Annotated in this window: 17 protein-coding genes; 15 read left to right on the top strand and 2 right to left on the bottom strand. The window is 60.6% G+C overall.

The window, feature by feature from the left end; genetic code table 11:
• Nucleotides 1-26: 26 nt before the first annotated feature.
• The 4 genes from mdeB (at nucleotide 27) to PTE30175_RS20070 (ending at nucleotide 6,528) form a co-directional block, all read left to right on the top strand.
• The gene (mdeB, locus tag PTE30175_RS20085; protein ID WP_150698847.1) at nucleotides 27-2,741 is read left to right on the top strand and encodes an alpha-ketoglutarate dehydrogenase; all 2,715 of its coding nucleotides are present in this window, start codon (nucleotides 27-29) and stop codon (nucleotides 2,739-2,741) included.
• A 187-nt stretch (nucleotides 2,742-2,928) separates the two neighbouring features.
• A complete protein-coding gene (locus PTE30175_RS20080) occupies nucleotides 2,929-5,028 on the top strand; it encodes a PstS family phosphate ABC transporter substrate-binding protein (protein ID WP_150698846.1) in 2,100 nt (699 codons plus the stop codon).
• Nucleotides 5,029-5,560: 532 nt separating this feature from the next.
• Complete coding sequence (locus tag PTE30175_RS20075; RefSeq protein ID WP_150698845.1) at nucleotides 5,561-5,845, top strand: hypothetical protein; 285 nt, start codon at nucleotides 5,561-5,563, stop codon at nucleotides 5,843-5,845.
• Between the two features lie 173 nt (nucleotides 5,846-6,018).
• Complete coding sequence (locus tag PTE30175_RS20070) at nucleotides 6,019-6,528, top strand: DUF1697 domain-containing protein (RefSeq protein ID WP_150698844.1); 510 nt, start codon at nucleotides 6,019-6,021, stop codon at nucleotides 6,526-6,528.
• A 395-nt stretch (nucleotides 6,529-6,923) separates the two neighbouring features.
• Here PTE30175_RS20070 and PTE30175_RS28310 read toward each other — a convergent pair whose 3' ends face one another.
• Nucleotides 6,924-7,976 (bottom strand): hypothetical protein, encoded by a 1,053-nt coding sequence (locus PTE30175_RS28310; RefSeq protein WP_191629151.1) that lies wholly within the window; start codon nucleotides 7,974-7,976, stop codon nucleotides 6,924-6,926.
• Nucleotides 7,977-8,993: 1,017 nt separating this feature from the next.
• Nucleotides 8,994-9,926, bottom strand: coding sequence for a LysR family transcriptional regulator (locus PTE30175_RS20060; protein WP_150698842.1), 933 nt, complete (start codon nucleotides 9,924-9,926; stop codon nucleotides 8,994-8,996).
• Nucleotides 9,927-10,010: 84 nt separating this feature from the next.
• Between PTE30175_RS20060 and PTE30175_RS20055 the strand changes: the two genes are divergently transcribed.
• From PTE30175_RS20055 to PTE30175_RS20000, 11 genes are all read left to right on the top strand, one after another.
• Nucleotides 10,011-11,021, top strand: coding sequence for a zinc-binding alcohol dehydrogenase family protein (locus tag PTE30175_RS20055; RefSeq protein ID WP_150698841.1), 1,011 nt, complete (start codon nucleotides 10,011-10,013; stop codon nucleotides 11,019-11,021).
• Between the two features lie 84 nt (nucleotides 11,022-11,105).
• Nucleotides 11,106-11,549, top strand: a complete 444-nt coding sequence (locus PTE30175_RS20050) for a GlcG/HbpS family heme-binding protein (protein ID WP_150698840.1) — start codon at nucleotides 11,106-11,108, stop codon at nucleotides 11,547-11,549.
• Complete coding sequence (locus tag PTE30175_RS20045; protein WP_150698839.1) at nucleotides 11,546-11,995, top strand: nuclear transport factor 2 family protein; 450 nt, start codon at nucleotides 11,546-11,548, stop codon at nucleotides 11,993-11,995. The genes PTE30175_RS20050 and PTE30175_RS20045 overlap by 4 nt, the downstream gene beginning before the upstream one ends.
• 442 nt (nucleotides 11,996-12,437) lie before the next feature.
• Nucleotides 12,438-12,812 (top strand): VOC family protein, encoded by a 375-nt coding sequence (locus PTE30175_RS20035; RefSeq protein WP_150698838.1) that lies wholly within the window; start codon nucleotides 12,438-12,440, stop codon nucleotides 12,810-12,812.
• A gap of 359 nt (nucleotides 12,813-13,171) precedes the next feature.
• Nucleotides 13,172-13,513 (top strand): hypothetical protein, encoded by a 342-nt coding sequence (locus tag PTE30175_RS20030; RefSeq protein WP_150698837.1) that lies wholly within the window; start codon nucleotides 13,172-13,174, stop codon nucleotides 13,511-13,513.
• 15 nt (nucleotides 13,514-13,528) lie between these two features.
• Entirely contained in the window at nucleotides 13,529-14,041 is a 513-nt protein-coding gene (locus PTE30175_RS20025) for a hypothetical protein (RefSeq protein WP_150698836.1), read from the top strand.
• Between the two features lie 545 nt (nucleotides 14,042-14,586).
• A complete protein-coding gene (locus PTE30175_RS20020) occupies nucleotides 14,587-14,964 on the top strand; it encodes a PBECR2 nuclease fold domain-containing protein (protein ID WP_150698835.1) in 378 nt (125 codons plus the stop codon).
• Between the two features lie 404 nt (nucleotides 14,965-15,368).
• The gene (rpsL, locus tag PTE30175_RS20015; protein WP_010804142.1) at nucleotides 15,369-15,743 is read left to right on the top strand and encodes a 30S ribosomal protein S12; all 375 of its coding nucleotides are present in this window, start codon (nucleotides 15,369-15,371) and stop codon (nucleotides 15,741-15,743) included.
• Nucleotides 15,744-15,864: 121 nt separating this feature from the next.
• The gene (gene rpsG / locus PTE30175_RS20010; protein WP_150698834.1) at nucleotides 15,865-16,335 is read left to right on the top strand and encodes a 30S ribosomal protein S7; all 471 of its coding nucleotides are present in this window, start codon (nucleotides 15,865-15,867) and stop codon (nucleotides 16,333-16,335) included.
• Between the two features lie 119 nt (nucleotides 16,336-16,454).
• Nucleotides 16,455-18,560, top strand: a complete 2,106-nt coding sequence (fusA, locus tag PTE30175_RS20005; RefSeq protein ID WP_150698833.1) for an elongation factor G — start codon at nucleotides 16,455-16,457, stop codon at nucleotides 18,558-18,560.
• Between the two features lie 43 nt (nucleotides 18,561-18,603).
• Nucleotides 18,604-19,283, top strand: a 680-nt coding sequence (locus tag PTE30175_RS20000; protein WP_150698832.1) for a GTP-binding protein, incomplete at its 3' end; no start/stop codon positions are given.

The following is a 19,283-nucleotide window of genomic DNA, read 5'->3' as shown; positions in this document are numbered from 1 at the left end:
GTCCATTTCTAGTTCGGAGTTGTGCCATGACCGATTTATCGAGCGGTACTCAACCAGTTCTCGCCCTCAGTCGAGCCCTAGAAGACCATGATCCACAGGAGACAGCCGAATGGTTGGACGCGCTGGATGGGGTCGTTCGTTGCGTCGGCGTCGAGCGCGCGCAGTACCTGTTCGATCGGCTGGCCGCTCACGCGCTGACGCGGGGCATCGCGACGGCGCGCGCGAACGTAACGCCCTATGCGAACACGATCTCCGTCGATCAGCAGCCCCCGTATCCGGGTGACCTCGACATCGAGGAGAAGCTAGCCGCCGCGTTGCGTTGGAACGCGCTGGCGATGGTAGTGCGCGCCAATCGCGCATATGGTGAACTAGGTGGGCATATCGCGAGCTACGCGTCGGCAGCGGATCTGTTCGAAGTCGGCTTCAATCATTTTTTCCGCGGATCGGCCGATGCGCATGGCGACGATCTCGTATACTTCCAGCCCCATTCGTCGCCGGGTGTCTACGCACGAGCGTATCTGGAAGGCTTCCTGGACGAGACTCACCTCGAACACTATCGGCGTGAAATCGCGGGGCCGGGGCTGTGTTCGTATCCGCACCCATGGTTGATGCCGGATTTCTGGCAGTTTCCGACGGGTTCGATGGGCATCGGTCCGATCAATGCTATCTATCAGGCGCGCTTCATGCGTTACCTGCAAAACCGGGGTTTGCTGAAGACCGAGGGTCGCAAGGTCTGGGGCTTCTTCGGCGACGGCGAGATGGACGAGCCCGAATCGATCGGCGCATTGTCGCTCGCGGCGCGTGAAGGTCTCGACAATCTGGTGTTCGTGATCAATTGCAATCTGCAGCGGCTCGACGGTCCCGTGCGCAGCAACGGCCGCATCATCGATGAGCTGGAGGCGCAGTTCACGGGCGCGGGCTGGAACGTGATCAAGGTGTTGTGGGGCTCGGACTGGGATGCGCTCTTTGCGCGCGATCGCACCGGCGCATTGCTGCGCGCATTCGCGAACACCGTCGACGGGCAATTCCAGACCTTCTCGGCCAACGACGGCGCGTATAACCGCGAGCGCTTCTTCGGCCAGAACGCCGAACTTGCCGCACTTGCAGCGCATTTGAGCAACGATGACATCGACCGTCTGCGGCGCGGTGGTCATGACGCGCGCAAGCTCCATGCGGCCTACGACAAAGCGTTGAAGCATCGCGGCCAACCCACGGTGATCCTTGCGAAGACGATGAAGGGTTTCGGCATGGGGCCGATCGGTCAGGGCCGCATGACCACGCACCAGCAGAAGAAGCTCGACGTCGAACAATTGAAGGCATTCCGCGACCGTTTCCGTTTGCCGCTGACCGACGATGACGTCGAGCAGTTGAAGTTCTACAAGCCCGCAGAAAACAGTCCGGAAATGCAGTACCTGCATGTGCGCCGGGCTGCCTTGGGAGGCTATCTGCCCAGAAGGCGGAGCGTGGCATCGGAGGTACCGACCGTGCCAGCGCTGCCGTCCTGGGGGCAATTTGCGCTGGAAGCGAACGGTAAGGAAATGTCGACCACGATGGCGATCGTGCGCATGCTCGGCAGTCTGCTGAAGGACGCGTCTCTCGGCCCGCGCATCGTGCCCGTCGTTGCGGACGAGGCGCGCACGTTCGGCATGGCGAACCTGTTCCGCCAAGTTGGCATCTATTCGCCGCTAGGCCAGCTCTACGAGCCGGAAGACCTCGGCTCGATGTTGTACTACCGTGAAGACATGAGGGGGCAGATTCTCGAAGAGGGCATTTCTGAAGCGGGCGCGGTGTCGTCGTGGATCGCGGCGGCGACCTCGTACAGTGTCCACGACCTGCCGATGCTGCCGTACTACATCTACTATTCGATGTTCGGTTTCCAGCGCATCGGCGACCTGATCTGGGCCGCCGCCGACCAGCGCGCCCGCGGCTTCCTGATCGGCGCCACGGCAGGCAAGACAACGCTCGGCGGCGAGGGCCTGCAGCATCAAGACGGCACGAGCCATCTCGCGGCGTCGGCGGTACCGAATTGCCGGGCCTACGACCCCGCTTTCGCGTACGAGGTAGCGATCATCGTCGACGAAGGCATGCGCGAGATGATCGAACGCCAGCATGACGTGTTCTATTACCTCACCGTGATGAACGAGAACTACGCGCAGCCATCAATGCCTTCGGTCGATGTCGAACGGGTTCGAGAGGGCGTGCTGAAGGGCATCTATTCGCTCGATGCGGCGTCGTTGGAAGGCGCAGAGGTTCAACTGCTCGGTTCGGGAGCGATTCTGGGCGAGGTTCAGGCGGCCGCGCGCATGCTGAAGGACGACTGGAACATTGACGCAGCGGTGTGGAGCGTTACGAGCTTCACGGAGCTGCATCGCGATGGCGTGGCGACGGAACGAGCAAGGCGTCTGTTCAATGATGAGGCAAGGGCGGTGCCGTATGCGACGGCCGCGCTTGCCGCGTCGCGCGGGCCGGTGATCGCCGCGACGGACTACGTGCGTGCCGTGCCTGAGCTGATCCGTGCATACGTGCCGCGTCGATACGTGACCCTTGGAACAGACGGCTTCGGGCGCAGCGACACGCGTGCAGCGTTGCGTGCGTTCTTCGAAGTGGACCGCGCGGCCATCGTGATTGCTGCGTTGAACGCGCTGGTTGATGAAGGGGCGATCGCACGGAATATTGTCCGTGAGGCGATCGAGCGCTACGGAAGGCAAGACGCGGAGAGGGCCCCGGCTTGGGAGCGGTGAACACTCGCCAATGGCCCGGTTATCGGAAAGACAAACAGACATTAATAGAAATTTCAGATTCTGTTCAGGTTCGGCGCATAGGGTACGTGGATGCGTCGGACCATCGAGAGCAAAGGCTCCTGGCAGCGCCGGGGGCTGAAAGCCCGCAGCATGCTGTCGCGCCGACATCAGGGGCAAGCTACCGAACATGCAATCTAACCTCATTGTGCTGCGTCTTGCCCTCGTGGCGGCATTCCTGCTGCCATGCGCGGTGTCGACTGCCTCCGCCGAAGACGCCGGCGGCTCGGGGGCTGCGTGGGCGCGCGAGGGCCGACCACTCCCCGAGCCTGAGTGGCTACAACCCCGGCTCGACAAAGACCTTCCTGCCTACCAACCGTGTTCTGCGCAGCCGCTGCAGGGGTCTTTCGAAGGCAGCGCGAGCGCCATCATGCCGCAGCTCGTCCATGCCTGGGTGACGGGGTTTCACGCGCGACAGCCCGGCGTGAGCATCAGCGTGCCGCCGCCGTACCTCGCTCCACAAGGTGACCTGAGCCCTCCGATGCACCGATTCCTGGACGGTGACAGCGACTTCGCCTTCGTATCGCGCGACATGACGGCGTCCGACGTTGCCGCGTTCCGACGCGCGCACGGCATGGCGCCGCAAGCGATTCCGGTGGTCGGCGGCGCCTATCGGCACTTCGGATTTCTCGACACCATCGGCGTGGTCGTGAACGATGCCAATCCGGTCAAGGGCCTGACTTTGGCTCAGCTCGACGCAATCTTTTCCAGGACGCGCCTTCGCGGCCACGGACCGGTGCGCACTTGGGGCGACCTGGGGGTGGCCGAATGGGGGGACAAGCCGATACACGTGGTCGGCGCCGCCGCCTGGGAAGGCCGGGAAAATTCGGCCCGGGCCGTGGTCGTGCGTGAGCGCGTGCTAAGCGTGGGTCCGTTGCAGGGGCAGTGGCGCGACGACGTGCCAGTCGATGGCACCGAGGCCGAAGTGCCCAAACAGGTGGCGGCGGATCCCTACGCGATTGGCTTCACCGGCATGGGGCACCTGGCCGCGGGCATCAAGACGGTGCCGTTGGCGCAGGACGCGGGCAAGCCCTTCGTCGATGTGTCATATGAAAACGTCGCGCTGGCTCGCTATCCGCTCAGCCGCGTTGCCGACATCGTGTTGACGCGCTGGCCCGGCCGCCCGCTGGATCCGGCGCTGCGGGAGTTCGTGCGCTTCATCTTGAGCCGCGAGGGTCAGCAGATTGCACTGGACCAGGGGGTGATGCTGCCGCTGCGCGCTGCCCAGGCGAATGACGCACGGCGACTGTTGGTGGCAAGCGGGAGTGCCGACGGCTGCGATCCGGTTGCCGGTGTGCACGCCGCGGAGGTCGATCCTGATTTGCCGCACTACCAACCGGCCACGCTGGAAACGCCAAAAGGTGCCAGTTACCTGACGCCCGACGGCGCTATCGCCATCGTTGGCTACAACGACATGCAACAGATGCTGGACCGTCAAGTGGCGCGTTTTGCTGCCACGCATCCGGGCATCCGGGTATCCCTGAATTTGCCCGGCACTCGCTTTGCGCCTGCGGCGCTTGCGAGAGGGCAATCGGCAATTGCACCGATGGGTGCAGAGTTCACGCCGCAGCAACTGGCCGACTATCGTGCTGTCACCGGTAGCGACCCGATCGAGTTCCGCGTGGCCCATGCTTCGCTCGACCCGAGGGCGTTGAGCGGTCCTCTGGCGGTTTTCGTTCATCGCGACAATCCGATCGGCAGGTTGACGCTCGAACAACTCGCGCAAGCCTATACGGGTAAGGCCACGCGTTGGGGGGATTTGGGAGCGCAAGGCGATTGGGCGGCACGGCCCATACATCTCTATGGTGTCGAGCGGGGTACGCCGCTCGCGCAATTCATGCAGAAGGCCGGACTCGGCGGACAGACGTTTGCCCACGGCATGACTGAATTCCATCAGTCCGCCGATGTGGTGCGGCACATGTCCGAGGATCCGCTGGCAATCGGATATGCGGCCGCCATGCGGACAACGCCGTCCGTGCGTGCGCTAGCGCTGGCGAGACACGCCGGAGAGGAACCGGTGGCGCTGACGGAGGAAAACATCATGTCTGGTCGCTATCCGCTGGATCGCCAACTGCTTATCTACGTCCGGCAGCCGCTAAATTCCTTCGCCCGTGAATTTCTGCGGCTCGTCTTGTCCCGCGAAGGACAGGAGGCGGTTGCTGCCTCGCCCCAAGGCTACTTGCCGCTTTCCGAAAGGGAAGCGGCTATCGAGCGGGCCAAGCTGGACTGACGGGTTCCAGGCGGCGGGACATGAGCGTGCCCGCCGTGAGTATTTCGGCGAGTCCTTCGTGCGAGCGGTCTGAATGCAAACGCTGAACGTACGCACGCCATTGGCGCGACTTCGTGCGAAACGCGAAAAAATACGGTGGATGTTACGCATCAAACGTACCTTCTACGTAGTTTTCCCATTTCCCGAATCGGACGATTCTGAAAAGCAGGCGAAACCATAGAATTCGGGTTGTGCAGGGCGCGTGGGGATCGTAATCTTTTGCTGTCGCGGGATACAAACCGCGATGCAGGAGTGAGATCCTGGAGCTAGCGCTGGCACACGACCGCGAAGTTTGCGGTCGCACGTGCCGCGGCACGAGTGCGCCATTTTTATATGGGCGGGCTCAGGCTGGGTGACCTAACGGTCAGCCGTTGTAGCGCTAGTGCGGTATCTCACCCCGGCTTGTAGCCCGCCCACCCGTCGTTATCGAGGTCTCCTCTTCGCTGGCAGCGTCAGGGCGGGCGCTTTTTTCCGCGCAGCAAGGAGCCTGACTATGTCTGAAGTCCAGCGTCAACTCCCCCCCGAAGAAGACGAAGCAATCAACGAAGCACTGAAGTACGGAGACGCGGAATCACTGCGACTCAATGAACTGACGAGCCGAATCGTGGCGCTATCCGCGATCGGCAGCCAGGGCACGATCTCATCGCTAGACGAGAATTTCATTAGCGCGTTTTTCGAGCAGATGGAAGAACTCGCGACGGAAGCCTACGCACTCGCCGAGAAGATCGGCCGGCAACGCATGACAGCCAAGACTGGTGTCGCACAGCCATCGGTATAAAGGGAAGCAGCAGTAAGTAGCCAATTTCGCCGGACTGCAACCTGAATTGCAGTTCGGCGTTTTTGCGTCGGTGGTCTGAAAGCGACCGCGCCCGCGTGCATTACGGCCAATCGCGATCCGATCCACCGCGCCGCGCAGAGTGAAGTCGGCGAAAGTGGCGATAGAATCCTTTCATGACCACATATATAGCTCTGTTGCGGGCCGTGAACGTTGGCGGCACTGGCAAACTTCCGATGGCCGAGCTACGGAAGATGTGTGAATCCGTCGGATTCTCAGACGTTCGCACGTACATTGCCAGCGGCAACGTCGTCTTCAAAAGTAGGCTGTCGGCAAAATCGGTGAAGGCGGCGCTGAAGCGTTGCCTTGAGGCATATGCCGGTAAGCCCGTTGGTGTTCTGATTCGTACGGGGCAAGAAATGGAAGAGGTCCTTGCTGCGAATCCATTCAAGTCCACGGCACCGAACCGAACGGTTGCGATATTCCTCGACACTCCGCCGCCTGCGGAGACTCTGGATGGGGTAAGCGGCCAACAAACTGAAGAAATTGCGCTCGGGAAGCGTGAGATTTACGTGCACTACGGGACCGGAATGGCGGACTCGAAACTGAAAATCCCAGTCGCCAAGACGGGAACCGCTCGCAATATGAACACCGTGGCGAAGCTCGCTGAGATGTCCGCAGAGTAGTCGATCCCGCAGACGGGGTTCATGCTACCGGAACCCACGTGATAGGGATGGGCTTCGCACAATCATGTGCGCATACAACTTCAATGGTTCGGATCGGTCGATCTTGACGGCGAGGCTATGATGGCGAGTGTCCGCTATCGGACATCGTCAGCGTCTGGCAGCATCCGGCCATCTCCCGCCATTGGACAGTGCGCAAAAACCGACACTCAAATGTCCGGTCCACTCTGATGTCGGACTGTCGCCCGGCAGGACGCTGGTCGGTCGCAAGCGCCTGGATGGAGCATGGGGTCAGATACCGTCCCGACGCGCGGTCGTGCTGCCGCTATGCCCACTCGACGTCTCACCGTATGATTATCGCCAGCGCGGCGCGTTGATCGACCCCGGCGCGTGGCACGTCAACGCGCCAACTGCAGTTGGTCCAACCCGGTTCGCTTGGCCGGATCGAGTTGCCACGCGATCCGATTATCCACCGCATACAGCCAGCATTGCGCGCCGTCCGCCAGACAACGTTCCAGGGCGTCGTGCATGACCGTGGGACGACCCGAATAGAAGCGCCAGCCCCCACGATTTGAAATCACGAAGGCACGGGGATACGGGAGCGTCAAGAAATGCTTGTAGCGTTCTCGCACTTTATCGCTCACTAGCGGCAATGCCATGGCGTCTTCCAGCGACGCGAATCCGGAAGCCTGCGGCACAACGAACTTATGACCCACCACTGGAACTGCTGCGGGTGTACTTGCAGGCGCATCGGCAGCTGACTTGACCGACGGGCTAGTCTGTATGTTAGTGGCGGTGGTTTCCGGGGTCCAGACGACCACGTCGTCATAAGCATACAGGCGGCAATTCGAATATTTGGCACGGCAGACGTCCAGCGCCTGCTGGACGGCGGCACTGGTGTTGTACCGATAAGCGTACGCGCCGCCATCTCCGAGCACGAACGCTTTCGGCACCGGCTTGGTCACATACTCGACATAGCCTTTGCGCGCAGCCGGATAGGGGACGGCCTGAACGTCAGATCCCGCCGCAAATCCGGAGGTGGGAGGCAGGTCGAAGCGGCGATCGTGTACGGCGGCTCGCCGGGCAGGCTGTGCTTCCGGTGGCATGGCGGCCGCCCCCGTAGCGCCCATCACGACATTGACGCGTGGCGGATACTCATAGCCGGCACCCGACGAATGGTCGACGGCGACGCCGATCAGCCCGCCGACCAAGAGATTCGCATACATGGCGTCGCGCGTCTTGGAGGGCGCGACAAGCGTGCCTTCCGGTAAAGGCGGGTTGACGCACTTGATCACCAAGGCATTATTCGAACGGTTGACTGCCACTGACCCCGGGCTGGTGACGTTCCACGCGCCTTTTTCGTTGGAGAGCAGGCAGTTGCTACCCTCTACGCCCGCGCCGTCCTTGGTCGACGTGGTAACCAGAATCTCCTGCGATGAACCGCCCGTCATCGACGCACATCCGCCCAACATAACCAAGACGGAGAGGACACACAGAACCCCGATTCGCATTTACTTATTATTCTCCACTGTGACTGCCTGCAGAATATAACCGATCGATCGGTCATGCAGTACGTTGGCATACTACAGAATGCGCATTCCCATTACGATGATACGCGGCCGCACAGTGTGCTGAATGGCCTATCACCGGCCGAATTCCCGGATTGTCAGGATCAGATTCAAGTTAGCACATCAGCGCCTCAGGCCACGCGAAGCCGTTGAGCGGCGCGTTTGCTTGAATGCCGAGCGCTCCCAGTGTGAGTCAGCGCGTTCGCGGATCAAAGCCAAGGGAACTCAGGCACGACAACGGTTTCCAAGTCGCCCGCCCCCCCATTTACGGATGCGGGATTCGATGTTGACGCCCTTGACTGGAAACGAGAAATCGATATGGAGCGGTACGCGATCGCGAACGGCACATGAGATCATGAATGTCCGGTACCTGAAGCGGATCGGTCACTCGGTTGTCTGCGCGAACACACGCGCCATCGGTCGGTAATGGCCGGAGGTCCGCGCTCACACATACTGCCTGAAAGCTGCCGTTGAGGACTCCAATGTCCGTTCTGCCGAACGCTCATCGAACTAGTGCTTTCGGCCAAAACCGGTCCCTGCCGAGGGGCTAATATTGCAACAATGACCGTCCGCTGCTGGCCAGACAAGGGACATCCGCGAAGATGGGGCAGATGGCAGTGGCTCGGCCATTGCTGCCATTTGCACCTCCCATGCTCGAGGCCGGCAGTGTGACGAACACCGGCCATTGGGACTGGTGGGCGCTCCCCCGCCGCCCCAGAGCTTCTGCTCGAAGCGAACTAGCCCCCCAAACGGCAGATAATGCCGCGATTCGCGCCGCCGCTCGGACGCGATGCGAGCAAACTTCAATGATGGGCAGTGCCACGTCCGACCTGGCCAGTTTCGGGGCCATGACCGTTCCAAAGGCGCTGCGTGATCAACTCGGACTGCCGGACGCCTTCTTCAGTGCTCCGTGTTTGATAGCCAGAGTTCAGCAAAGCGCCCAGCGATGAAGTCCACGAGCGCGCGAACGCGATTGGGGACGAAGCGCCCGCTAGGTAAGAGAGCATGCAAGGGATACGGATCTGTCTCCCATTCGGTCAGTAGCCGCACCAGATTGCCGCTTTGCAGATCACGCCGTTGTTCGATCTCTGTCATGAAGATGATTCCGGCTCCCGAAACTGCCCATTCGCGTGCCAGCGAGGCGTCATCCACGATCCGGTCTCCACTGACCCTTACCGTGGTCCATTGGCCGTTCTGACCGAAGCGCCACGAGCTGAACGTGCGTCCGCCGCGAATGAATGAGATGCAGTTGTGGTCCACCAAGTCTGTTGGCGTACGTGGCGTGCCGTGACGACGTAAATAGTCGGAAGAAGCGCTCAGGACGGGGTGTGCAAGCGAAAGTAGGCGGGCCACGAGGCGAGAGTCGCTCAACTCGCCGTACCGAATAGCCAAGTCCACCTCGTCTCGTAGCACGTCGAGCACGCGGTCGCCAACATTGAGCGCCAGTTTCACCCCGGGGTGAAGGCGCAAGAACTCATCAAACATTGGCATTAGCACGGTCCGAGCAAGGTCCGACGGTGCCGAGACACGCACGGTGCCCACCAGTGCGCCGCGTTCGGCATCGAGCTGGGATTCCCCCTCTGCAAGCAGTTCGAACGCGCGCTGGGCGTACTCCAGAAGGATTTGACCTGACGGCGTAAGCCGCATCGCACGTGTGGAGCGTTCGAACAGACGCGTGCCCAGCTGAGCCTCGAGCCGCTTTAACGTTGCGCTGGCCGCCGCTGGCGTGATGCCGAGTGCCCGGGCAGCGGCAGTCAATGACCCTCCGCTGACCGTGTGCAGCAGCACTTGGAGGTCGTTCACATTTTCTATTCTGGTTTGAAAGTGAAACATCTGGAAGCCCGCTTATCAAGTACAGACATTCTATTTATATTGCCTTCCATCGACATCACTTAAACCCAGGAAGGAAAAAGAGCCATGAAAGCAGTTGCTTATCACAAGAACCTGCCCATCAACGCGCCCAAGGCGCTCGAGGACGTGGAACTGCCCGCGCCGGAGTCCGGTGCGCGTGACCTGCTGGTGCGCGTGCACGCGGTCTCGGTCAATCCGGTCGACACCAAGGTGCGCGCCGGCAGCGCGCCGGCCGCCGGCGAAGTCAAGGTGCTCGGCTGGGACGCAGTGGGCGTGGTGGAGGCCGTCGGCGCGCAGGCCACCGGCTTTGCGGTCGGTGACCGCGTCTGGTACGCCGGCTCGATCAAGCGCCCGGGCGCCAACAGCGAGCTGCATGCGGTGGACGCGCGCATCGTCTCCAAGGCCCCCAAGTCGCTTTCGGATGCGCAAGCCGCGGCGCTGCCGCTGACGGCCATCACCGCGTGGGAGCTGCTGTTCGATCGGCTGCGCATTGCCCAAGGCGGTGGCGAAGGCCAGACGCTGATGGTCGTGGGCGGCGCCGGCGGCGTGGGCTCGATCCTGATCCAGCTGGCCCGGCAGCTGACCAAGCTGCGCGTGATCGCCACGGCGTCGCGTCCGGAGTCGCGTGAATGGTGCCTGGAGCTGGGCGCGCACGCGGTCATCGATCACTCCAAGCCGCTGTCGCAGGCGCTGCGCTCGGCCGGCATCGAGCAAGTCGACTACGTGGCCTCGCTCACGCAGACCGGCACACACTACCAAGAGATCATCCATAGCCTGAAGCCGCAGGGCGCGCTGGCCGTCATCGACGACATGGAAGGGCTGGATCCGATCGCGCTCAAGAGCAAGTCGCTGTCGCTGCACTGGGAGCTGATGTTCACGCGCTCGATGTTCGAGACGCCTGACATGCACGAGCAGGGCGTTCTGCTCGGGCGCGTGGCTGAGCTGGTCGACTCCGGCCGCGTCAAGACGACCGCCAACGCCGTCTTCGGCCGCATCAACGCGGAAAATCTGACCCGTGCGCATGCGCTGATCGAAAGCGGCAAGGCCGTGGGCAAGATCGTGCTCGAAGGCTTCTGATTTCGAGCGCACCTCATACAAGCACTCAGGCTCACAACTTCAATTCTTTCACCCCCCGTTAATTTCATCTCAAGGAAACTCATCATGGCTCAAAGCAACGCTACCCAAATCCAAACCAAGGCTTCCATCACGCGCGACAGCGCGCTGGCGCTGGCCGTCGCTGCGCGCGACGCGGCCACCAAGATCGGCCTGAATCTGGCCATTGCGGTCACCGACGAAGGCGGCCACCTGATCGCCTTCGAGCGCGCCGACGCCACGCCGTTCCTGGCCGCCGAAGTGGCCATCAACAAGGCTTGGACTGCCGCCTCCTTCGGTCTGGACACGATGATCTGGAACCAGGTCGTCGCTCAGCCGGCCACGGCTCCGCTGGCCAACCATCCGCGCGTCATGCCGGTGGGCGGCGGTGTTCCCATCGTGGTGGGCGGTCGTGTGGTCGGTGGCATCGGCATCTCTGGTGGCAACGCCCAGCAAGACCACGACGTGGCTGTCGCTGCGCTCAAGGCCGCTGGCTTCGAGGTCGCCAAGTGAACGCAACCATCTTTCGGTGCGTCGCCGGCGTCGTGTTGGCTGCGGTGGCACTGGCGGCCTCGACGGCGAGCAGGGCGGCCGCTGATGTCGATGTCGCTTCTGCCGCGGTTGACCTCTATGCGCGGATGACTGCACGGGATCTGGCTGGCGTCCTTCGCTACATCCCCGCTGCCGGATTCACCGAGATCGGCCCGTCGGCACCTTCGGTTCACGTCCTGAAGCCTGCGGCGTTTGAGGCGCTGTTCAATTCGGATGCAGTGATCAAGCTCCGCGCCGAAGACGTGAACGTCCAACGCTTCGGTAGCACTGCGGTCGTAACGGGCGTACGTGTTGGCTCGGTAGGCCCGAAGGAGAAGCCGTCTACTGAGCTTCGGGCGCCGTTCACGATGGTTTGGACCAGCGGCAACGGTAGCTGGCAGCTGCTACACATCCATCTGTCTTACTGAGACAGTGGGGGGCAACACATTGCTAAACCGTAAAGAGAAGGGCCACCCCTCAATCGGGGTGGCCCTCCCTACATTAAGGAATCCGCAAACTTTGGAAGAATCATCCTACAGGTACCCAGTCGCTCTATTTTCCTAAGAGAAACAGGCCTGTGCTGAAGAGTTTGTTAATAGTCTCATCTGCCCTCTCCATTGGTTTGATGGCGATGGCCTCTCGCGCTGGTGAAAGGCGGCTCGCCGCAGAAATGCCCCCCTGTCTCATATTTGGAAGCGTGAGAAGCTTCTGGGTTTGCTGTGGACATAGCAAAAGAACTGTCTCAAAAAGGCGGTCAACATGGCTTCGTGAGTGGCATAAGCTCAACTCTGCCACCAGCCGCACGATACTGCCAAAATCTGACAGTATCGACCCTTAGACTGAGCTTCCTTTCTTAGCGAGGAGCTCGCAATGAAGTTTGCATCGGTTCGTGTTGTTACCCGGGATGTCGATGGCCTGGTCGAGTTTTATCAAAGGCTTTCCGGCATCGAGGCTGTACGTCTGGCTGACGGATTTGCTGAAATGCGATTCGAAGGAGCGACGCTTGCGATTTCGTCTGAGCACCGGATCAAGCTTTTCAATGTCGGAGCGGCCACTGCGGCTGCAAATCAATCGGCCATCCTGGAGCTCGAAGTGGAGGACGTTGACGTGGTGTTTGAACGGATGAATGCGTGCGGGACAACCATCGTGATGCCGACGACGTTGATGCCGTGGGGCAATCGCTCGCTCTTGCTGCGTGACCCGGATGGGAATCTCGTCAACATATTTTCTCGACCCAAGCGTTGAGGAAACCAGCCGTCACGGCCGCCCGCCGCTTCGCTGTTCGTTCATCGCGAACGCCCGATTCACGAAAACACCAGCGTCTCTTGCAGGGCGGGAGCGGCCGGTCGCTTCTCAGCAAGCCAACGACCGCTTCGGCCGACTTTTGACCGCCCAGCCTTCGGGCGCAACGGCCGCTTCCCTGTCCGCGGTCCGTGATCGGCAATTTCTCGCCTCTCGATCGTTCGTCGGAATGCATTGCGCGCCGCCCCCGATCGCCTATGCTAAATGCTGACGCGATGCAGGCAACAGCCTCCAGCCGGCGACGAACCCGTCAAGACGGGCGGTTACGCTCCGCCATTGTCAACACCTCGGGAGTGTGCGCGATGCGTACAAGAACGTACCTGAATGTAGCCGTCGCGCTGACAACCGTCCTCGCCGGATGCGGTACAACGCCGGTGGGTAGCCCTCAGCTGTTAGCGTTCTTGAACGATGGCACGACCACGCGCGAGGATGTCTTCATGCACTTGGCGGAACCCAGCGCCACGTTCGAGGGAGGGCGCATCCTGACCTATCTGCTGGATCAGGATGCCGGGGGCTACATCCTGATGCGGCGAAGGGAGAAAGTATGGAATGGCAAGTTCAGTCTGGTCCTAGCCTTTGACGAGCATGGCGTGCTGCGGCGCCACGCCTTGGTCAGAATCCGGGCGTACCCGGGCTCACCTTGATTGGCGAATTCACGGATGCGCGCTTACCAACTCAGGACCATCGGCATTGCCGCCAGTGCCGCGCTGCTGCTGGCTGCTTGCCCGCTGCCGCTTCCGAGGGGCTATTGGAGTGATGCTCGCGCAAACGTACCTGAGACCGCCCCGGATTCGATCAAGAAGGGCGAAACCACCCGCGAGGACGTCTTGATGCAGTTCGGCGAGCCCGATACTGTGGCGGTCGATGAAACCTGGATAGAGTACGGCAGCAGCTACTCCCTGGGAGGGGTGGTATTTGTCTTGCCCTCGGGCGAAAACATTGGCGCCGCCGGTGCAGTGCGCGTCCGATACCGCCGAATGATCATTGAATTCGATCCGCAGGGCGTCACGACAGAAGTCATCCTGGAATCAAGCAAGTGCTTCCAGTACTTCGCCGGGATGACCGGCACCACGCGTACAGACCACGACGCCGGGGGCGAGACCAAGCCCTGCTTGGATCAATTCGGGATGGATGTTCCTGAGAAATTCCATTTGCCCGACGTCCGTAAATGACGGCAGCTCTACTCAGCAAGCGGTCATTCGATCGCCCAGAGCAAGCGTCTCATCATCGGCCTTATGCGAAGCTTTCCATAAGGCCGAGCACCTGCCGGCCGACACGAATTCAGGAATGACCGTTGCACCCTGGAAGCTGTCCTACGCCTCGGACGCGCTCCGTGTTCAACTTGCCGTCAACGGAACCAGCAGCAGCCCAGTGCGACGCAAAAGCGACGATTGAATTTGTATTGTGGACAGCAGTAATTGTCGGGTGCTGTGATCGGGGCAAGGCCCAAGACAATATTTTGCCTACAAGGAAACGCGGGCGAGGGCTGGGGAGATTCTGAAAACGAAAAGGGCCCGCCGTACGGCGAGCCCTTCGGGATGGATTGGGGAACAGAAAATGCAGCGGGACACCGCCCAGACCCACACCCCTGACCCCTTGATAATCGTGCCGTCGGAAAACGCGACGGACTTGCTGAACTCAGACGTACTGTAGGCGGCCAGCGTTCCTCGGTCAACAAAAAAGCTGCTACAAAATGCGGTAAGCCAACCCGGGAGAGGTGGACATAGTCTATCTCGCATCCCCGCTGGGTGACATTGCCGTGCATCGTGAGCACCTAATCCATATCGTTGAAAAGCGCGCTGACGCTCGCGAGCGGTATGTGCGGCTAGCCATTGTTACGATGGCGGATCCGTTCGAAGTCTGGCGTGTCGAGTATGACGATGGCTCATTCAGGCACGCATATATCGGCCTGTTTGAGGAAAAGACGCAAATGTTGGTTATCGTGACGCATCACAACGGCCAGCTGCTTTGGAATTTCATGCATTGCGAGCGCAAGTCGCTCAACAAGCATAGGCATGGGGACCTTCTTTATGAGCGCCCCAAAAAGACAAAAGGCGAACCCGTGGATTCGCCTGAAATAGCTGTGTCTGCCTGATTTATACCCTGCAGGCTGAGGGAGAAGGTCTCACACGACGTAATGTCAAGGGCATTCCGGTGTCCCTCCGCTGGCTATAGCCCCCCTTGAGGGCAGCCAGTTTCGCGCTTCTGAAGCCGATTATACCCATTTTTCTGTGCCGCATACAAGTCATGCCGGCAGCGCTCCATAAGCCCAGGGCTGGAGGGGGTTCCCCGTTTACAATCAACAACTTACCCCGCCCACAAAAGTGGCACGTGCCTTGACACTTGCCATTTGATCCCTTATAGTCGCAGGCTCCGGTTTTTCCGGCGGTAGGGGCGTGTCCGCACGTCTGGTATACCAGCCGGGTCAAAAATGCCGGGGTTTGTTTGTATTCCAGCCCGCCTTGGCTGTAATGCTTTTGACATATTTGGGAAAACACAATGCCAACGATTAACCAATTGGTCCGCAAGCCGCGCACCTCTGCTCAAATCAAGAGCAAGAGCCCGGCACTGCAGGACTGCCCGCAGCGTCGCGGTGTGTGCACGCGTGTGTACACGACGACGCCGAAGAAGCCTAACTCCGCTCTGCGTAAGGTCGCCAAGGTGCGCCTGACGAACGGTTTCGAAGTCATTTCGTACATCGGCGGTGAAGGCCACAACCTGCAAGAACACTCGGTCGTGCTGATTCGCGGCGGCCGTGTGAAGGACTTGCCGGGTGTGCGTTACCACATGGTGCGCGGTAGCCTCGACACGCAAGGCGTCAAGGACCGTAAGCAAGCTCGTTCGAAGTACGGCGCGAAGCGTCCGAAGGCCTAAGTTTTTAGGCCCGGTTCGGCGGTGCCATCCGGCATTCGTCGAGTAAGTGGCTCGCCCGGCCAATGTTGGCTAGTAGGCGGCCTGGAGCCTGGCTCCAACTGAAACATTTAAGGAAGAAATTATGCCGCGTCGTCGCGAAGTCCCCAAGCGCGAAGTGTTGCCCGATCCCAAATTCGGCAACGTTGAAGTCGCTAAATTCATGAACGTGTTGATGCTCTCCGGCAAGAAGTCTGTTGCCGAGCGTATCGTCTATGGCGCGTTCGAGCAGATCCAAGGCAAGGCGGGCAAGGATCCGCTGGAAGTCTTCAACACGGCTCTCGGCAATGTGAAGCCGGTCGTTGAAGTGAAGAGCCGCCGTGTTGGCGGTGCCAACTACCAGGTTCCGGTCGAAGTGCGTCCGGCGCGTCGTATGGCATTGGCGATGCGTTGGTTGCGCGAAGCTGCGAAGAAGCGCAGCGAGAAGTCGATGGCCCTGCGTCTGGCAGGCGAGTTGCTGGAAGCGTCCGAAGGACGTGGCGGCGCCATGAAGAAGCGTGACGAAGTTCACCGCATGGCCGAAGCCAACAAGGCATTCTCGCACTTCCGCTTCTGACGCTGGCTAGGTAGTTCCAAAAGCAGAAACCGGGGCGGGTGCGCATCAATTTGCGCCTCGCCCGTTTGTGTTAGTAGCCCCGCCAAAATGTGCTTGGGCTACATTGAAAGAGGCTTAAAGTGGCTCGCAAAACCCCTATCGAGCGCTACCGCAACATCGGTATTAGCGCTCACATCGACGCAGGTAAAACCACGACGACCGAGCGCATTCTGTTCTACACCGGTGTGAACCACAAGATCGGTGAAGTGCACGATGGCGCTGCCACGATGGACTGGATGGAGCAGGAGCAAGAGCGCGGCATCACGATCACGTCGGCCGCGACGACCTGCTTCTGGAGCGGGATGGCCAACAACTATCCCCAACACCGCGTGAACATCATTGACACGCCGGGCCACGTCGACTTCACGATTGAAGTCGAACGCTCGATGCGTGTGCTCGACGGCGCCTGCATGGTCTACTGTGCAGTGGGCGGCGTTCAGCCCCAGTCGGAAACCGTTTGGCGCCAAGCCAACAAGTACAAGGTGCCGCGTCTCGCGTTCGTCAACAAGATGGACCGTACCGGCGCGAACTTCTTCAAGGTCTACGACCAGCTGAAGAACCGCCTGAAGGCCAACCCGGTGCCGGTGGTGGTGCCGATCGGCGCGGAAGAAACGTTCAAGGGCGTGGTCGACCTGATCAAGATGAAGGCTATCTTGTGGGACGAAGCCAGCCAGGGCATGAAGTTCGACTACGTCGACATCCCGGCTGAACTGGCTGAATCCGCCAAGGAATGGCGCGAAAACATGGTCGAAGCCGCCGCCGAGTCGAACGAAGACCTGATGAACAAGTACCTCGAATCGGGCGAACTGTCCGAAGAAGAGATCATCAAGGGTCTGCGTGACCGTACCATCGCCTGCGAAATCCAGCCGATGCTGTGCGGCACTGCGTTCAAGAACAAGGGCGTGCAGCGTATGCTCGACGCCGTGATCGACTTCCTGCCGTCGCCGGTCGACATCCCGCCGGTCAACGGCACGGATGAAAAGGAACAGCCGGTCACCCGCCGCGCAGCTGACGACGAGAAGTTCTCGTCGCTGGCGTTCAAGATCATGACCGACCCGTTCGTCGGCCAGCTGATCTTCTTCCGCGTGTATTCGGGCGTGGTGAATTCGGGCGACACGGTCTACAACTCGGTCAAGGAAAAGAAGGAACGCCTGGGCCGTATTCTGCAGATGCACGCCAACCAGCGCGAAGAAATCAAGGAAGTGCGCGCAGGCGACATCGCCGCTGCCGTCGGCCTGAAGGACGCGACGACGGGCGACACGCTGTGCGATCCGGATGCCGTGATCGTGCTGGAACGCATGGTGTTCCCGGAGCCGGTGATTTCGCAGGCTGTCGAGCCGAAGACCAAGGCTGACCAGGAAAAGATGGGCCTGGCACTGAACCGTCTGGCTCAGGAAGATCCGTCGTTCCGCGTGCAAACCGACGAAGAGTCGGGTCAGACGATTATTTCGGGCATGGGCGAGCTCCACCTCGAAATTCTGGTCGACCGCATGAAGCGTGAATTCGGCGTGGAAGCCAACATCGGCGCCCCGCAAGTTGCTTACCGCGAAACCATCCGCAAGACGGCTGAAGACGTGGACGGCAAGTTCGTCAAGCAGTCGGGCGGTCGCGGTCAGTACGGCCACGCTGTCATTACGCTTGAGCCGAACGAGCAAGGCAAGGGCTACGAGTTCCTGGACGAGATCAAGGGTGGTGTCATTCCGCGTGAATACATCCCGGCGGTCAACAAGGGTATCGAAGAAACGCTCAAGAGCGGTGTTCTGGCCGGCTTCCCGGTGGTCGACGTCAAGGTTCACCTGACGTTCGGTTCGTACCACGATGTGGACTCGAACGAAAACGCGTTCCGTATGGCAGGTTCGATGGCTTTCAAGGAAGCCATGCGCCGCGCCAGCCCGGTCATCCTCGAGCCGATGATGGCCGTGGAAGTGGAAACGCCGGAAGACTACATGGGTAACGTGATGGGTGACCTGTCGAGCCGTCGAGGCATCATTCAGGGCATGGACGACATGGTGGGCGGCGGCAAGATCCTGCGCGCCGAAGTCCCGCTGTCGGAAATGTTCGGTTACTCGACGTCGCTGCGCTCGGCAACGCAAGGCCGCGCAACGTACTCGATGGAGTTCAAGCACTACGCTGAAGCTCCGAAGAACGTGGCTGACGGCATCATCAACGCCAAGGGCAGCAAGTAATCGGCTCGCCGAAAACAATTGATTGAATATTGAGGATTAGGAAATGGCAAAGGAAAAATTCGAACGGACCAAGCCCCACGTCAACGTCGGCACGATTGGTCACGTTGACCACGGCAAGACGACCCTGACGGCGGCTATTGCGACCGTTCTGTCGGCCAAGTTCGGCGGCACCGCCAAGAAGTACGACGAAATCGACGCAGCACCGGAAGAAAAGGCGCGCGGTATTACCATCAATACCGCCCACGTCGAGTACGAAACGGCTAACCGCCACTACGCGCACGTTGACTGCCCGGGCCACGCCGACTACGTCAAGAACATGATTACCGGTGCCGCCCAGATGGACGGCGCAATCCTGGTGTGCTCGGCCGCTGACGGCCCGATGCCGCAAACGCGCGAGCACATCCTGCTGGCCCGTCAGGTTGGCGTGCCGTACATCATCGTGTTCCTGAACAAGTGCGACATGGTCGATGACGCCGAGCTGCTGGAACTGGTGGAAATGGAAGTTCGCGAACTTCTGTCGAAGTACGACTTCCCGGGCGACGATCTGCCGATCATCAAGGGTTCGGCCAAGCTGGCGCTGGAAGGCGACAAGGGCGAACTGGGTGAAGTGGCGATCATGAACCTGGCCGAAGCGCTGGATACGTACATCCCGACGCCGGAACGTGCCGTTGACGGCGCCTTCCTGATGCCGGTCGAAGACGTGTTCTCGATCTCGGGCCGTGG

Source organism: Pandoraea terrae, from assembly GCF_902459695.1.
Classification (GTDB): domain Bacteria; phylum Pseudomonadota; class Gammaproteobacteria; order Burkholderiales; family Burkholderiaceae; genus Pandoraea; species Pandoraea terrae.
Note: the sequence above shows the minus strand (reverse complement) of the source record. Positions and strands in the feature narration are given on the sequence as shown.

Excerpts from the sequence above, each read along its gene's own strand:
- PTE30175_RS20055 (WP_150698841.1), top strand. The coding sequence starts at position 10,011 with ATGAAAGCAGTTGCTTATCACAAGAACCTGCCCATCAACGCGCCCAAG.
- PTE30175_RS20060 (WP_150698842.1), bottom strand. The coding sequence starts at position 9,926 with ATGTTTCACTTTCAAACCAGAATAGAAAATGTGAACGACCTCCAAGTG.
- PTE30175_RS20050 (WP_150698840.1), top strand. The coding sequence starts at position 11,106 with ATGGCTCAAAGCAACGCTACCCAAATCCAAACCAAGGCTTCCATCACG.
- PTE30175_RS20080 (WP_150698846.1), top strand. The coding sequence starts at position 2,929 with ATGCAATCTAACCTCATTGTGCTGCGTCTTGCCCTCGTGGCGGCATTC.
- PTE30175_RS20070 (WP_150698844.1), top strand. The coding sequence starts at position 6,019 with ATGACCACATATATAGCTCTGTTGCGGGCCGTGAACGTTGGCGGCACT.
- PTE30175_RS20030 (WP_150698837.1), top strand. The coding sequence starts at position 13,172 with ATGCGTACAAGAACGTACCTGAATGTAGCCGTCGCGCTGACAACCGTC.
- rpsL (WP_010804142.1), top strand. The coding sequence starts at position 15,369 with ATGCCAACGATTAACCAATTGGTCCGCAAGCCGCGCACCTCTGCTCAA.
- rpsG (WP_150698834.1), top strand. The coding sequence starts at position 15,865 with ATGCCGCGTCGTCGCGAAGTCCCCAAGCGCGAAGTGTTGCCCGATCCC.
- PTE30175_RS28310 (WP_191629151.1), bottom strand. The coding sequence starts at position 7,976 with ATGACGGGCGGTTCATCGCAGGAGATTCTGGTTACCACGTCGACCAAG.
- mdeB (WP_150698847.1), top strand. The coding sequence starts at position 27 with ATGACCGATTTATCGAGCGGTACTCAACCAGTTCTCGCCCTCAGTCGA.
- PTE30175_RS20075 (WP_150698845.1), top strand. The coding sequence starts at position 5,561 with ATGTCTGAAGTCCAGCGTCAACTCCCCCCCGAAGAAGACGAAGCAATC.
- PTE30175_RS20035 (WP_150698838.1), top strand. The coding sequence starts at position 12,438 with ATGAAGTTTGCATCGGTTCGTGTTGTTACCCGGGATGTCGATGGCCTG.
- PTE30175_RS20025 (WP_150698836.1), top strand. The coding sequence starts at position 13,529 with ATGCGCGCTTACCAACTCAGGACCATCGGCATTGCCGCCAGTGCCGCG.